Origin of the sequence: Chelatococcus daeguensis, assembly GCF_001887265.1 — a bacterium.
GTDB lineage: Bacteria > Pseudomonadota > Alphaproteobacteria > Rhizobiales > Beijerinckiaceae > Chelatococcus_A > Chelatococcus_A sambhunathii.
The window spans coordinates 309,571-323,593 of record NZ_CP018095.1; the positions used below are offsets into that span (position 1 = coordinate 309,571).

A 14,023-nucleotide genomic window follows, 5' to 3' on the forward strand; every position below is an offset into this window, starting at 1 on the left:
CCGTGAGCGCTTGCAATTGCTGCTCCGGCACCCCATCTCCTTCCTCCTTTCACGTGCGAGAGGGCGCAGATGAAGATGATCGACACGGGGCCGGTCGCAGGGGCGGACACGGCCCGCCGCGGCTTCTCGCATGTCGATACCTGGATCTTCGATCTCGACAACACGCTCTATCCGCACGAGGCGCAGCTGTGGCCGCAGGTCGACGAGCGCATCACGCTCTTCGTCTGCGACTTCTTCGGCATGGACGGCCTCTCGGCCCGCGCCCTGCAGAAGTACTATTACAACCGCTACGGCACGACCCTGCGCGGCCTCATGGAGGAGCAGGGCATCGACCCCCGCGACTTCCTCGCCTTCGCCCACAGCATCGATTATTCGCGGCTCGCGCCCGATCCTGCGCTCGCGACCGCCATCGGTGCCCTGCCGGGGCGCAAGCTCATCCTGACCAACGGCTCGCGCGGTCATGCCGAGGCGGTGGCGGAGCGGCTCGGCATCGGCGCGCATTTCGAGGATATCTTCGACATTGCCGATGCCGGCTTCGTGCCGAAGCCGGAGCCGGCGACCTATGCGAGCTTCCTCGACCGCCATGGCATCGAGGCCTCGCGCGCGGCGATGTTCGAGGACCTCGCCAAGAACCTCGCCGAGCCGCATCGGCTCGGCATGACGACTGTGCTCGTGCTGCCGAAGACGCCCGACCCCTTCCGCGAGCTGCACGAGCAGGAGGAGGTGATTGCCTCCCACATCGAATATACGACGCGCGACCTCTCCGGCTTCCTGGTGCGCAACACCGGCATCGGCCGGACCGACGCCGGCCCCTGATCAGGAGCGCCCGCGCCGGGCGAGGACGAGGCCGATCATGGCCATGGCGGCGAGGACGACGGCCATGTCGCGGAAGGTGCCGGCATAGCCCGCAGCGCCGATCCAGGGCTGGCTGACGAGCGGCGAGAGGAACTGCCCAAGGAAGATGCTGGCCGTGAGCCCCCCGGCCACCCGCCCGCGCAAGGCCGGCGGCGCCACGGTTAGCGCGGTGGCGCTGAGGTTGGGAATCACCAGCCCCATGCCGAAACCGGTGACAATGATTGCGGCGACCACGGCGACGTAACTTTCGGCCATCGCCACGAGGCCGTAGCCAGCCGCCATGAGACCGAAGCCCATCCCGAACATTGTCGTGCCCGACCAACTGCGGCGCAGTCGGCCGAAGCCGAAGGCGACGACTGCTTGGGCGAGCGTGAAGAGGCCGATGGCGAGGCCGGCCCGGCTCGGCGCCGCGTGGCCGAGCTCGCGCAGATGGAACGGCAGTTGCGTCGGCACGAGATAGAAGATGACGCTGTTCAGCACGGCGGCCGTCAGCAGCAGGGCGAGCGCCGCCGGAGAGCCGGCTGGCGCCTCGCCTGGCGCGGATCGGTTTGCAGCGCTGCGCGCCGGCTCGGCGATGAAGGCGATGACCGCAGGCATGAGCAGGAAGGCCATGCCATAGAGGGCGAAGGGTGCCCGCCAGTCGATCTCGGCGAGGAGCCCGCCGCCCGTGAGGCACAGGAGCCCGCCTCCGCCGATGGCGGCGGATTGCAGGCCCAGGAAGCGATCGCGCGCCGGACCGGCGAGATAATCGCCGACGAGCGCTGTCGCCGTCGTCATGATGATCGCCACGGCGACCCCGAGCAGCGCCCGGCTGAAAAGGATGGCGCCGAGCGAATCGAGCACCAGCCCGGACATGCCGGCGATACCGTAGAGGCCGATGGCGCTGATCAGGAACGGGCGGCGGCCCCAGCGGTCGATGAGGCTCCCGACAGGCAGGGCGACGAGCGCAATGGCGAGCGCCGGGATGGTGAGGACGAGCCGCGTCATCAGGGCCACCTGTTCCGTTCCGGCGAAATGTGCCTGCATGGCCGGCAGCGCTGGTGCGATGGTGGCGGCGGACATGATGGTGAGCACGCCCGTCGCGAGCAGTGTCGCGTTGCGGGCGCCGGCCCTGGGCCCGGCGGCGGCCGGAGCCGCCTCCCCGCCGGCGAGCTCGCCCTGGCGCATCGGCCTCATGCGGCCACCTCGCTATAGGCCGAGGCCTGGCGCGCGTCGCGCAGGGCGCGGGCCCACCAGGCGAGCCGCGCGAGCAGCAGGGCCATGGCCTTGTAGGCGCCGTCCCCTTCCGGCAGCGACCCGTCCGGGCGGAAGCGCTCGTGCGCCTGGGCGAAGGACACGCAGTCGCGGATCGTCGCTGTATGCAGCTCGCCGAAGACGAGCCGCAGTTGCTCGACGGCGCGTAGCCCGCCCGAGATGCCGCCGTAGGAGACGAAGGCGACGGGCTTGGCGTGCCATTCGTGACTGGCGCAGTCGATCATGAACTTGAGCGGCGCTGGATAGCCGCGGTTGTACTCCGGTGTCACCACGAGGAAGGCGTCAGCCGCTGCGATCGCCTGCCTGAGGCCGGCGACCGTCGGATCATCGCGGCTCGGGTGGCGCAGCGACAGGTCGAGCCCGGCCGGGTCGAGGCGCAGGAGGGAAAAGGCGCCGCTCTTGTCGACTTCCGCCGCCGCCCAGTCGGCGACGGTGTCGCACAGGCGCCCTTCGCGGTTGCTGCCGTAGATCATCGCGAGCCGGATGGGCAAGGTCATCGGCGTGGGTGCTCCATGGTTCGGCGTGCGCTGGCACGCGGGGAGCCGCAGTGATAAAACCTGAACTTAGCTTGAGGTCAATGCCCGGCTTCGAGCCTGGAAAGACCTGAGATCTGGAGGGCGAGCATGACGATGCCCGATCCTGTGGCGGTCGGCCGGGATCTGACGGTGGGCGAGGTCGCGCGGCGCAGTGGCGTCGCCGTTTCGGCCCTGCATTTCTACGAGCGCAAGGGGCTCATCCGCAGCCTGCGCAGCGCCGGCAACCAGCGCCGCTACCCGCGCGAGGTGCTGCGGCGCGTCGCCGTCATCAAGGTGGCGCAGCGGGTCGGCATTCCTCTCGCCGCCATCGGCGAGGCGCTGGCGGCGCTGCCCGACGGGCGCACGCCGACCGAGGATGACTGGCGCGCCCTGTCGCTAATGTGGCGACAGGAGCTCGATCGGCGCATCGATCGGCTCATGCGGTTGCGCGACCAGCTCGACGAGTGCATCGGCTGTGGGTGCCTCTCCGTGAAGGCCTGCCGCCTGCGCAACCCACATGATGTCCTCGCCCGCGAAGGGCCCGGGGCGCGGCTGCTCGATCCGGACTGAGCGCGGCAGGAATCGCGATTCGCTGCTCGCCGGCTGCGACGTTCTGCACCTACAGGTTGATAGTATCCAACTAGTCGCGTTTTGAGAGCGTCTCCCTGTGCGACAGGGGCCGACAACGGATCGGGTGGGCAATGACGATCGAGCAAGCATTCGAAACGCGGGCCAACAATTTCGACCTCCTGCGCCTCGCGGCAGCGCTGCTGGTTCTGTGGAGCCACAGCTACAGCCTCACCGGGACGGGGCCGGAGCTTTTCCACTGGCTGACGAACGGCTACGACACCGGCGGCGGCATGGGCGTCGCCATCTTCTTCGCCATCAGCGGCTTCCTGGTGGCGCGGTCGGTCACGGTGCATGCCCCCGGCCAGTACCTGCTCAACCGTGTCCTGCGCATCGTGCCGGCCCTCGCCTTCGTGACGGTGTTCGACATCTTTTTTCTGGGCCCCATGGTCACGAGCCTCGGCCTCGCCGACTACCTGCTCCATCCCGAGACGCTGCAGCACGCACGCAACATCTTCGTGTTCGGCGTGTCCTTCAATCTGCCCGGCGTCTTCACGAACCTGCCCCATACCGGGGTCAACGGCGCGATCTGGACCCTGGCGCTGGAATGCGGCTTCTACCTCCTCCTGCCGGTTGCCTTGGTTTGCGGGCTCCTGTCGCGTCGGGGCGTGCTGCTGCTCGTTGCCGCCGTCGCGGGCCTCGTTCTCTGGGGCAGCCAGGTGTGGGGCCTGTCCTGGTCGAACATGGGTGGCGAGCTGTGGGCCGGCGCATCGCTCTTTCCGGTTTTGCGCTACGGCCTCGTCTTCGCGCTCGGGGCGGCGCTGTGGGTGCACCGGGCGGCCGTCCCTGTCAGCGCGGGTCTCGCGTTCGTCTGCCTGATGCTGCTCTACGCCTTTGCCAACCGGCCGGGTGCACAGGTCGTCTATCTCCTCGCCCTGCCTTATCTCGTCATCTATGCCGCCCTGGCGCGCGCGCCGTCGTTCGATGTGAAGGAACGGTTCGGCGATATGTCCTACGGCGCCTACCTGTTCGCCTTCCCCCTGCAGCAACTGCTGATCTGGGCGTTCGGGCCCGAGGTCGGCCCGACGGCCATCTCCCTCATGGCGACGCCGCTGGCGCTGGCGGCCGGCTTCGTCTCCTGGCACCTTGTGGAGCGCCCCGCGTTGGACCTCAGGTACCGCCGCCGCACGGCGCGCGATCTCGCCCGCCGCCCGGCGCAAACCGTCTGACCCGGAACCCGGGCACCGCGGCAGGCGACGCCCCGGCCAGCCGTGCAGCCCCGGCACGGGCGCCATGCCCAAGGCCGATTTCCCTGCACACTGCCTTGCACTCGAGGCGCCTCGCCCCCATAACCGGGCTGGGTGCGGTGTCGCTCTGAGGTCCGCGCCCCGCGTGTGAAACGGGATGGGACGCGTCCGCAGCATGGAGGCAGGAGAGCACGAGGCCGGCGCCGTGGACGGGGACCGGGGACGTGCCGGGGCCATTCAGCCCGCAGCCGGGCCCGGCACTGCCCTCGCCGCACCCCCGCCGAGCCCGCCCGTCGAGGTCACCGGCGACACGCGCCGCCGGCTGTCGCTCATCGGCACCGTGGTCAGCGTCGCACTCTTCCTCGCCTCAATGGTCGTGCTGTGGCGCATCATCGGCGAGATCAGCCTTGCGGAGCTCAGGAACGCCTTTTCGGCGGCGAGCGTGCGGCAGATCGGGCTCGCCATCCTCTTCACCTGCATCAGCTACCTCCTGCTGACGGGATACGACGCCCTCGCCCTGCGCCAGCTCGGCCGCAGCATCGCCTATCGTGTCACCGCCCTCGCCTCCTTCACGAGCTATGCCGTCAGCTTCACACTTGGCTTTCCGCTCGTCACCTCGGGCGCCGTGCGCTACCGCATCTATTCGCCCTACGGCATCAAGGCGCCGACCATCGTCGGCCTCACCGTCATTGCCGGCATCACCTTCTGGCTCGGGATGAGCGCGGTTCTCGCCTGGAGCCTGATGCGCGAGAGCCTCGCCGTCGCGGCGCTGACGGGCACGGTCGTGCGGCTCAACGAGGGGCTCGGCATTGCCATCGTCGCCGCCCTCGGCGGCTATCTCGCCTGGGTCGGCATCAAGCGGCGCAGCGTCAGCGTGCAGGGCTGGCGCCTCGAACTGCCGGGCTTCCGACTGTCCATCGGGCAGATGCTGCTCGGCGCGGGCGACGTCTGCGCGGCGGCCGGCGTCCTCTTCGTGCTGCTGCCGGGCGGTCACGGCCTCAGCTACGAGACCTTTCTCGCCATCTATGTCGCGGCCTGCATGCTGGGCATCGCCAGCCACGCGCCGGGCGGCATCGGCGTCTTCGAGGCGACCATGCTGATCGCCCTGTCGCACCTGCCGCGCGAGGGCGTCCTCGGCGCCCTGCTGCTGTTCCGGCTGTATTACTATCTCGTGCCCTTTGCCTTCGCGCTGCTGCTGCTCGGCGCTCACGAAATCGGCGCGCGCCTGGGCGATCCGGGGCGGCGCTGACGGCCGGCTCAGGCTGACCTGGCCCGCTCCCTGGCTCGCTCCACGGTGAGGCCGGCCGGCTCGGGCCAGACCGTCACCGGCGCGATGTGCTCGCCCTGCAGGTAGTCGACCCCCCATTGGGTGAGGAGGCGGGCGGTGTCCTCGTCCTCCACCCATTCGGCGACCGTGGCGATGCCGAGATGCTGGGCGAGGTCGACGAGCGTGCGCACGAAGAAGCGGTCGTCGCTCGACCGCGCGAGGTTCTGCACGAATGCGCCGTCGATCTTGAGCAGGTCGATGGGGAAATGGCGCAGGTGCCGAAAGGAGGTGTGTCCCGCGCCGAAATCGTCGATGGCGATGAAGACGCCGAGCGCCTTCATGGCGTCGAGCGAGGCCCGCGTGGCGCCCGGGTCCTCGACGGCCGCCGTCTCGGTGATCTCGATGATGAGCCGCTCGGCGACGCCGGGGCAGGCGCCGAGCTGCGCGGCGAGATTGCCGAGCCAGGCGCGGCTCGCGAGCGTGCGCGGCGAGATGTTGAGGGCGACTCTCAGCCCCGGCTCGTCCGTCATGCGGGCGGTGATGAGTTCGAGCATGCGGTGGTCCACCGCCTCGATGAGGCCGGCCTTCTCGGCCGCGGGTACGAGGCGCGCGGCCCCGGCCGCAGCCCCGTCGGGCATTCTGACGCGCAGGAGAGCCTCGTGGAAGGCTGGCTGGCGCGTCTCGGCATCGACGATCGCCTGGCGCGCGGGCACGATGCGGCGTTCGTTGAGGGCGGCGAGGATATCGATTCCTTCCGCCGCAGCACGGCGTGCGGTCATGGTGGCGGCCAGTTGCGGTCCATAGAAGACAAAGCCGCTGCCGCTCAGCCGCCGCGCCTCGTCGAAGGCGAGATTGGCATTCCGCATCAGCGTTTCCGCATCGTCGGCATGCTGGGGCGCCGTCGCGGCGCCCATGCGCAGGCGCACCGTCGCCACAGCCCCGCCGGCCGCCGCGGCGAGCCCGGCCATACGCGCGGCGGCGACCGTCGCCTGCTGGGCGGAGCAGCCGCGCATGACGAGGGCGAAACGGTTGCTGCCGTGACGGATGAGCAGGTCGCCCTGCCGCAGCTGCCGCGTGAGGACCTGTGCTGTGGCCGCGATGATGTCGTCGCCTCTCGCATAGCCGAGGGCGGCATTGATGGCCCCGAGATTGTCGATGGCGAGGAAGATCAGCGTCAGCGGCCTGTGCCGGCCGCAGCCCCCGGCGAAGAGGGTGTCGATCGTCCTGGCAAGATCCGCCCAGCCGTCGGTCCGTGCGACGCCGGCTAGTGCGGGCTCGCGCGCGATGCGCATGACGCCGTGCACAATGGCCGGGTGGCCGTCAGGCCCCGCATACCAGCGCCCGCTGTCCTCGACCGCGACATCCGTGGCGCCGATCCTGAGACGGTAAGCGAGACGAAAGGGCACACCGGCGCCGGTGTCCTCGCCTGCGGCAGTACGGAAGAAGGCGCAGCGGCCGGGGCCGGAGGCGACGTCGATCAGCCGGTCGAAGGCCGCGCCGGTCGCGAGTGCGCCCCTGCAGTCGAGGCCGATGACCTCGGCGCCGTTGCTGCCGAAGCTGAGTCGGTCGCTGCGAAGGTCCCAGTCATAGACCACCTCGCCGAGCGACGTCAGCAGCTGGCGGGGATCGAGCGGCGCGGCGGCGGCGTCGGGCGTGAGCGACGCCGGATGATCCGCGCGACGAGCGACGCCTGTCCAGTCTGCCATCGGCTGCCGGGTCCTGCCTATCTGGGAGCTTGCCGCGTCTGGCACCGGAGGCGGCGGCTTAACCGGCGCGCAGAAACGCTAGCGGGCATCATGAACGGCAAGGGTTAACGGCCGGTAAAGAGTGGCGATCTCTGCACGCCGGCAACAAAAAAGGGCCGGTGAACCGGCCCTTCCTGTCGTATCGCTCGATGGAGCGCCCGCCTCTCACGCCTCGGCGCGGGGCTTCAGCACCTGCCGGCCGCGATACATGCCGGTCTTGAGGTCGATGTGATGCGGGCGACGCAGCTCGCCCGAGTCCTTGTCTTCCACATAGGTGGGCTGCTGCAGCGCGTCGGCGGAGCGGCGGTGGCCGCGCTTCATCCGCGACGTTTTTCTTTTCGGAACGGCCATGGCTCAACTCCGGTCGATGGCTTCTGCGGGCCTGCGCGCGCAAAGGGGCGCAGGTCCCTCGTTGACGAAACTGTCTCTGGGACGCGGGCTTATACAGGCTCAGCGCCGGATTGGCTAGCCCTCGGCGGCAGAAAGTGGGATTTTCCCTTTACGCGCCGAGGCAGGAGACGTTCTCGTTGCCCATGCGGCCCATGATGCGTGAGGCGTATGTCGACACGTAGCGCGTCGGGCGGGCGGGGTTGCGCGCGATTGGGTTGGGCAGGGCTGCCACGAGAAGGGCCGCCTCGCGCCGTGTCAGGTCCCGCGCGCTCTTGCCGAAATGGCGCCGCGCGGCTGCCTCGGCACCGAAGATGCCCTCTCCCCACTCGGCGATGTTGAGATAGGCCTCCATCACCCGCCGTTTCGGCCAGACGGTGTCGACAACGAGCGCGAGCGGCAGCTCAAGCCCCTTGCGCAGGTAGGAGCGTCCCGGCCAGAGCAGGATGTTCTTCACCGTCTGCATGGTGATGGTGGAGGCGCCGCGCGAGGCGCCGTCGCCCAGCGCATCCTCGATGACGCTCTGCAGGGCGAACCAGTCGATCCCCGCATGCATGCAGAACCGCGAATCCTCCGCCGCGATGGCGGCCCGGGCGAGATGCGGCGATATGTCCGACAGAGGCATGTAGATGCGCTCCACCGGCTGCAGCGTCAGCCAGCGCCCCAGCATCAGCGTGGAGACGGGCGGCAGGACGCGGTAGACGACGATGGAAACGGCCCAGAACAGCATGATGGCGAGCACCGCGCGCATGGTCCAGCGCAGCACCGCCCGGCCGATGGCCAGCCTCCCCCGGCTTCTTGCTTGCACGTTTGCGGTCATCTCCCTGCCCCGGCGTGGCCCATAGGCTTGACCGATCCGGGCGTCTCGGGCAAGCGACGCTTGCCTTCACGTTACGGTGGCGACCTGGGAGAAACGACCATGGCGAGCTTGAGCGCCGCTTTCACCGAGCGTCTCGAGGCCGCGGCCCGCGCGCTGGAGCCACTGCTCGGGGCGCTTCTCGGCAGCGCGCCGCTCGCCGGCGAGATCGTCCGCCCGCCCCGCCTTCTCGCCGCCATGCGCCATGCCGTGCTCGACGGCGGCAAGCGCCTGCGCCCCTTCCTTACCGTCGAGACGGCCCGGCTCTTCGGCGAGACCGGCGACGGGCCGCTGCGGGCCGGGGCCGCCATCGAGCTCCTGCATTGCTATTCCCTCGTCCATGACGATCTGCCCGCGATGGACGACGACGACCTGCGGCGCGGCCGCCCGACCGTGCACCGCGCCTTCGACGAGGCCACCGCCATCCTTGCCGGCGACGCGCTGCTGACGCTCGCCTTTGATGTGCTCGCCGATCCGGCCGTGATGGCGGACGCGGCTGTGCGTACGGAGCTCGTGCTCGGTCTCGCCCGGGCGGCAGGGCTCGGCGGCATGGTCGGCGGGCAGATGCTGGACCTCGAGGCCGAAAACCGGTCCACGCCCTTCGCGGAGATCGAGGTGCGCCGCCTGCAGGCTATGAAGACCGGTGCGCTCATCGCCTTTGCCGTCGATGCGGGCGGGGTTGTCGCGCGGGCGGGTGGCGAGGAGCGGCGTTGCCTCGCGGCCTATGGCCGGGCCCTCGGCGCAGCCTTCCAGATTGCCGACGATATCCTCGACCGGGAGGCGAGCACGGACGTGCTCGGCAAGCGCGCCGCCAAGGACGCCGACAGGGGCAAGGCGACGCTCGTCGACGTGCTCGGCATCGAGGCCGCGCGGGCGGAGCGCGACCGCCTCGCCGAAGAGGCCGTGGCGGCGCTCGCTCCCTTCGGCCCGGCAGCGGACACGCTGCGCGCGGCGGCACGCTTCGCCGCCACGCGCCGCAAGTAGCCCCTCCGGATAACGGCCGCGGCGATGGCCTTGGCGCTCCCCCGTCAGCGGGGACGGGGCAATGCGCCGCGCCCCGCCTAAACCGTCACCTGGGTGCCGACCTCGACGACGCGGCCGGTGGGGATCTGGAAGAAGTCCGTCGCGTCGTTGGCGTTCTTGGCGAGCGAGATGAACAGCCTGTCCTGCCACATCGGCATGCCTGACTGGGCGGCGGGCCGGATGGAGCGGCGCGAGAGGAAGAACGACGTCGACATGATGTCGAACTTGAAGCCCCGCTTGCGCAGGATGGCGAGGCCCTTGGGCACGTTGGGCATCTCCATATAGCCGAAGGTCATTTCCACCCGCCAGAAGCCGTCGGCGATGGGCTCGATGTTAACGCGCTCCTCGTCGTTGATGCGCGGCACATCGGCCGTCTTGACGGTGAGGATGGCGTTCTTCTCGTGCAGCACCTTGTTGTGCTTGAGGTTGTGCAGCAGTGCCGAGGGGGCGGTCTCCGGATCGCTCGTCAGGAACACGGCCGTGCCTTTGATGCGGTGCGGAGGGCTCTTCTGCAGCATCTCGACGAGTTCGACGAGCGGCACGTCCACCTTGCGCGTCTTGGCGAAGAGGATGGCGGTGCCCTTCACCCAGGTCCACATCACGACGATGAGCACGCTCGCCAGCAGCACCGGCACATAGCCGCCGGAGAACAGCTTGAGCAGATTCGCCGAGAAGAAGGCGATGTCGATCGTCAGGAACGGCACGATCAGCAGGACGGCGGCGGCGAGGCTCCAGCGCCAGCCCTTCCAGATGACGAGGATGGCGAGGATGCCGTCCACCACCATCGCGCCGAAGACCGAGATGCCGTAGGCGTGGGCAAGGCCGCTCGATGACCCGAACATGGCGACGAGGAAGAGCACGCCGATGAGCAGCATGGCGTTGACGCGCGGCAGGAAGATCTGGCCTTGGTGCGACGCAGAGGTGAACCGCACCTCGAGCCGCGGCAGGAGGCCGAGCTGGATGGCCTGGCGCGTGAGCGAGAAGGCGCCTGTGATGACGGCTTGGCTCGCGATGATGGTCGCGATCGTGGCCATGATGGTAAGGGGCAGGAGACCCCAGTCCGGCACCAGGCGGTAGAACGGGTTCTCGATGGCTTCCGGGTGGGCGAGCACGAGCGCCCCCTGGCCGAAATAGTTCAGCACCAGCGCCGGGAAGACGAAGCACAGCCACGCCGCGCGGATGGGGCCGCGTCCGAAGTGGCCGAGATCGGCATAGAGCGCCTCGGCGCCCGTCACGGCGAGGCAGACCGCGCCGAGGACCGCGAGGGCGACGACCGAGTGGTTGATGAGGAACATCAGCCCGTAGTGCGGCCACAGGGCGCGGAAGACGCCGGGATCATCCATGATGTGCAGGAGTCCCGTGATCGCCAGCACCGCGAACCACAGGCCCATGATGGGCCCGAAGAGCGCCGCGACCTTGCCGGTGCCGCGGCTCTGCACGGCGAAGAGCGCGATGAGGATGGCGACGGTGATCGGCACCACGTAGCCGCCGAGCTCCGGCGCCGCGAGCTTGAGGCCCTCGACGGCCGACAGCACGGAGATCGCCGGCGTCAGCATGGAATCGCCGTAGAACAGCGCCGCGCCGGTGATGCCGAGCGCGAGGACGAGGGCGTGCGAGCGTCCCATTGCCCGCTGCGCGAGGGCGACGAGGCTCAGGGTCCCGCCTTCGCCCTTGTTGTCGGCCCTGAGGAGGATCACCACGTATTTGATCGTCACCACGAGGATGAGCGACCACAGGATGAGCGACAGGACGCCGATGATGGTGTCGCGGGCGATGGGCCCCTCGCCATCCGCGACGGCATGCACGGCCTCGCGCAGCGCATAGAGCGGGCTCGTGCCGATATCGCCGTAGACGACACCGACCGACCCGAGCGCGAGGGCGAAGAAGCTGGAGGGCGCATGCGCGCCTGCCTGTCCCATGTCGCCGGCAGCCTGCTCACTGCTGCTGCCCTGACCTGCGAGCATGGACGCTTTGGTATCTGAAACCATATGGATGAAGGCCTATGGTTGGCCACACGAGAAGGCCGCCGGCACCCGGCCGCACGGCGCGCTGTTGTCCTTCGGGGCGGCTCGGCCGTGACGAAGGCGCCCTTTGGGCCGGCGGTGTTTACCACAAGCGGCAGGCCGGGCAAACGCCTCACTTTTCAATCGCCGGAAAGTGTGAACTGTCAACAGGATAGGATGGAACGGCCGGCTATTCGGCGGCCCGCGACAGGCGCTGCCCGAAGCGCCTTTCGATGTAGTCGGCGACCAGCATCTTGAATTCCGCCGCAATTGTCGGCCCGCGCAGGGTGGTTGCCTTCTGCCCGTCGATGAAGACTGGGGCGGCCGGCATTTCACCCGTGCCGGGCAGGGAGATGCCGATATCGGCATGTTTCGATTCGCCGGGCCCATTGACGATGCAGCCCATGACCGCGACGTTGAGCGCCTCGACGCCGGGATAGCGCGTCTTCCACTCGGGCATCGAGGTAGCAATCCAGTCCTGGATGTCGCGGGCGAGTTCCTGGAAAACGGTGGAGGTCGTGCGTCCGCAGCCCGGGCAGGCGGCGACGAGCGGCACGAAGGTGCGGAAGCCCATGGTCTGCAGCAGCTCCTGCGCAGCCTTGACCTCGAGCGTGCGGTCGCCGCCGGGCTCCGGTGTCAGCGAGAAGCGGATCGTATCGCCGATACCTTCCTGCAGGAGGATGCCGATGGCGGCGGCCGAGGCGACGATGCCCTTGGAGCCCATGCCGGCCTCGGTCAGGCCCAGGTGCAGTGCGTAGTCGGAGCGTGCGGCAAGGTCCCGGTAGACGGCGATAAGGTCCTGAACCGCCGAGACCTTGGCGGAGAGGATGATCCGGTCGCGTGCAAGGCCTATCTGCTCCGCTCTCTCGGCCGAGAGGAGGGCCGAGCGCACCAGCGCCTCGCGGGTGACGGCACGGGCATCGACGGGCCGGGGTGAGTGCGCGTTGAGATCCATGAGATGCGTCAGCAGCTCCTGGTCCAGCGAGCCCCAGTTTGCGCCAATTCGCACGGGCTTGCCCCAGCGGATCGCCGTCTCGACGATCATGCCGAACTGCCGGTCTTTCTTGTCCTTGAAGCCGACATTCCCGGGATTGATGCGGTACTTGTCGAGTGCCTCGGCGCAGGCCGGATGGTCTGCAAGAAGCTTATGGCCGATGAAGTGGAAGTCGCCGACGATGGGCACTGCGATGCCCATCCGCGCCAATTTGTCGCGAATGTGCGGCACCGCTGCCGCCGCCTCGGCCCGGTCGACGGTGATGCGCACGAGCTCGGACCCCGCGCGCGCGAGCGCGGCCACCTGCCGCACTGTCGCCTCGACATCGGCCGTGTCGGTGTTCGTCATCGACTGGACGACGATGGGCGCCCCGCCGCCGACTGCGACGGAGCCGACCTTGACGCCGACGGTGCGGTGCCGCGCGCCTGCGCCTGCGGGAGTTGGCGTCAGCGTCTCGGGGCCCAGCCTGGGGGGGATGTCAGCTGTCATGCGATCAGCTCGGAAGGCTCGTTTTGACGATCGAAGGTCTTGCTGCGCCTCTCGCGCCGTCAGGTCAAGGCTTGACTTTCGCCTTTTGCGCCTTCCCGGCAATGGGCACACGTGCCGGCGATCTCGACGACCTGGGCCCTTGGCTTGAAGGCGGCGTCGGTCAACACCCGCCTGAGAGCCGAGCCGACGTCCGGCGAGGCGGCCTCGTCCACCCCGCCGCAGGCCTCGCAGATGAGGAAGACCACGAGTTCCCCGGGCTCGTGATGGTGCGGGCAGGCGACGAAGGCGTTCTTCGTCTCGAGCTTGTGCACGAAGCCCTGCTCCAGGAGGAAATCGAGGGCGCGGTAGATCGTGATCGGCGCCACCCGCCGTTCGTCCTGCCGGGTCAGCGCCTCGGCGAGGTCGTAGGCGCCGAGCGGCCGGTGCGTGGCGTAGAGCGTCTCCAGCACGGCGCGGCGGATCGGCGTCAGCCGCTGGCCGCGCGTTCGGCAGGCGGCCTCGGCCGCATCGAGCGCGGCTGGCGCCTCCTTCAGCCGGGCGGCGGCGTGGGCGCAGTCCGCGTCATCGCCGTGGTGATGGTCATGGCCGTGGCCTGCCTCGTTTTCGTCCATCGCGTCGCTGTCTGCTTCCGTGGTCGGTCCCGCTTTCACCGTCATCGGGCGGTGATGATGCGCTATCCAAATGTGAACATTATAGCGTTACTCGTCCGGCGAGGCACCGCGCCGGGCGTATGGCCTGACGGTCCTCTGCACTGCGTCGCCCGAGGCGGCCATTGTCCGGTTCCTGCGCAACTTGGGTTTGCACTGCGGCGCAACATAGAT

General features: G+C 69.1%; 13 protein-coding genes. 5 read left to right on the plus strand and 8 right to left on the minus strand.

All coding sequences use genetic code 11. The annotated features are described in order from the left end of the window. Nucleotides 1–69: 69 nt before the first annotated feature. Complete coding sequence (locus BOQ54_RS01420; protein WP_186438013.1) at nt 70–816, plus strand: pyrimidine 5'-nucleotidase; 747 nt, start codon at nt 70–72, stop codon at nt 814–816. Here the strand turns inward: BOQ54_RS01420 and BOQ54_RS01425 are convergent, their stop codons facing one another. Both BOQ54_RS01425 and BOQ54_RS01430 read right to left on the minus strand, forming a co-directional pair. Continuing rightward, nucleotides 817–2,031: an MFS transporter gene (locus BOQ54_RS01425; protein WP_245316260.1), complete on the minus strand. Its 1,215-nt coding sequence runs from the start codon at nt 2,029–2,031 to the stop codon at nt 817–819. Beyond that, nucleotides 2,028–2,606, minus strand: coding sequence for an NADPH-dependent FMN reductase (locus BOQ54_RS01430; protein ID WP_055459603.1), 579 nt, complete (start codon nt 2,604–2,606; stop codon nt 2,028–2,030). The genes BOQ54_RS01425 and BOQ54_RS01430 overlap by 4 nt, the downstream gene beginning before the upstream one ends. Before the next feature lie 126 nt (nt 2,607–2,732). Here BOQ54_RS01430 and soxR point away from each other — a divergent pair, with 126 nt between their 5' ends. The 3 genes from soxR to BOQ54_RS01445 all read left to right on the plus strand — a co-directional run bounded on the left by soxR (nt 2,733) and on the right by BOQ54_RS01445 (nt 5,687). Then, the gene (soxR, locus tag BOQ54_RS01435) at nt 2,733–3,194 is read left to right on the plus strand and encodes a redox-sensitive transcriptional activator SoxR (RefSeq protein ID WP_063186567.1); all 462 of its coding nucleotides are present in this window, start codon (nt 2,733–2,735) and stop codon (nt 3,192–3,194) included. Nucleotides 3,195–3,325: 131 nt separating this feature from the next. Next, the gene (locus BOQ54_RS01440; RefSeq protein ID WP_055459605.1) at nt 3,326–4,420 is read left to right on the plus strand and encodes an acyltransferase family protein; all 1,095 of its coding nucleotides are present in this window, start codon (nt 3,326–3,328) and stop codon (nt 4,418–4,420) included. A 193-nt stretch (nt 4,421–4,613) separates the two neighbouring features. Continuing rightward, nucleotides 4,614–5,687, plus strand: a complete 1,074-nt coding sequence (locus BOQ54_RS01445; RefSeq protein ID WP_055459606.1) for a lysylphosphatidylglycerol synthase domain-containing protein — start codon at nt 4,614–4,616, stop codon at nt 5,685–5,687. A gap of 8 nt (nt 5,688–5,695) precedes the next feature. Here the strand turns inward: BOQ54_RS01445 and BOQ54_RS01450 are convergent, their stop codons facing one another. From BOQ54_RS01450 to mtgA, 3 genes are all read right to left on the minus strand, one after another. Continuing rightward, complete coding sequence (locus BOQ54_RS01450; RefSeq protein ID WP_071923110.1) at nt 5,696–7,411, minus strand: bifunctional diguanylate cyclase/phosphodiesterase; 1,716 nt, start codon at nt 7,409–7,411, stop codon at nt 5,696–5,698. 204 nt (nt 7,412–7,615) lie between these two features. Continuing rightward, nucleotides 7,616–7,801, minus strand: a complete 186-nt coding sequence (gene rpmF, locus BOQ54_RS01455) for a 50S ribosomal protein L32 (RefSeq protein ID WP_055459608.1) — start codon at nt 7,799–7,801, stop codon at nt 7,616–7,618. Between the two features lie 148 nt (nt 7,802–7,949). Further along, entirely contained in the window at nt 7,950–8,657 is a 708-nt protein-coding gene (gene mtgA, locus BOQ54_RS01460; RefSeq protein WP_425349133.1) for a monofunctional biosynthetic peptidoglycan transglycosylase, read from the minus strand. A gap of 99 nt (nt 8,658–8,756) precedes the next feature. Here mtgA and BOQ54_RS01465 point away from each other — a divergent pair, with 99 nt between their 5' ends. Further along, a complete protein-coding gene (locus tag BOQ54_RS01465; protein ID WP_071923111.1) occupies nt 8,757–9,677 on the plus strand; it encodes a polyprenyl synthetase family protein in 921 nt (306 codons plus the stop codon). Nucleotides 9,678–9,754: 77 nt separating this feature from the next. On the opposite strand, the gene BOQ54_RS01470 is transcribed toward BOQ54_RS01465, so the two are convergent. From BOQ54_RS01470 to BOQ54_RS01480, 3 genes are all read right to left on the minus strand, one after another. Continuing rightward, entirely contained in the window at nt 9,755–11,635 is a 1,881-nt protein-coding gene (locus BOQ54_RS01470; RefSeq protein WP_055459660.1) for a potassium transporter Kup, read from the minus strand. A 274-nt stretch (nt 11,636–11,909) separates the two neighbouring features. Then, complete coding sequence (gene ispG, locus BOQ54_RS01475; RefSeq protein ID WP_245316261.1) at nt 11,910–13,202, minus strand: flavodoxin-dependent (E)-4-hydroxy-3-methylbut-2-enyl-diphosphate synthase; 1,293 nt, start codon at nt 13,200–13,202, stop codon at nt 11,910–11,912. A 59-nt stretch (nt 13,203–13,261) separates the two neighbouring features. After that, nucleotides 13,262–13,813 carry a Fur family transcriptional regulator gene (locus BOQ54_RS01480; protein WP_245280540.1) on the minus strand — a complete coding sequence of 184 codons (552 nt, stop codon included), beginning with the start codon at nt 13,811–13,813 and terminating at the stop codon, nt 13,262–13,264. Nucleotides 13,814–14,023 lie beyond the last annotated feature (210 nt).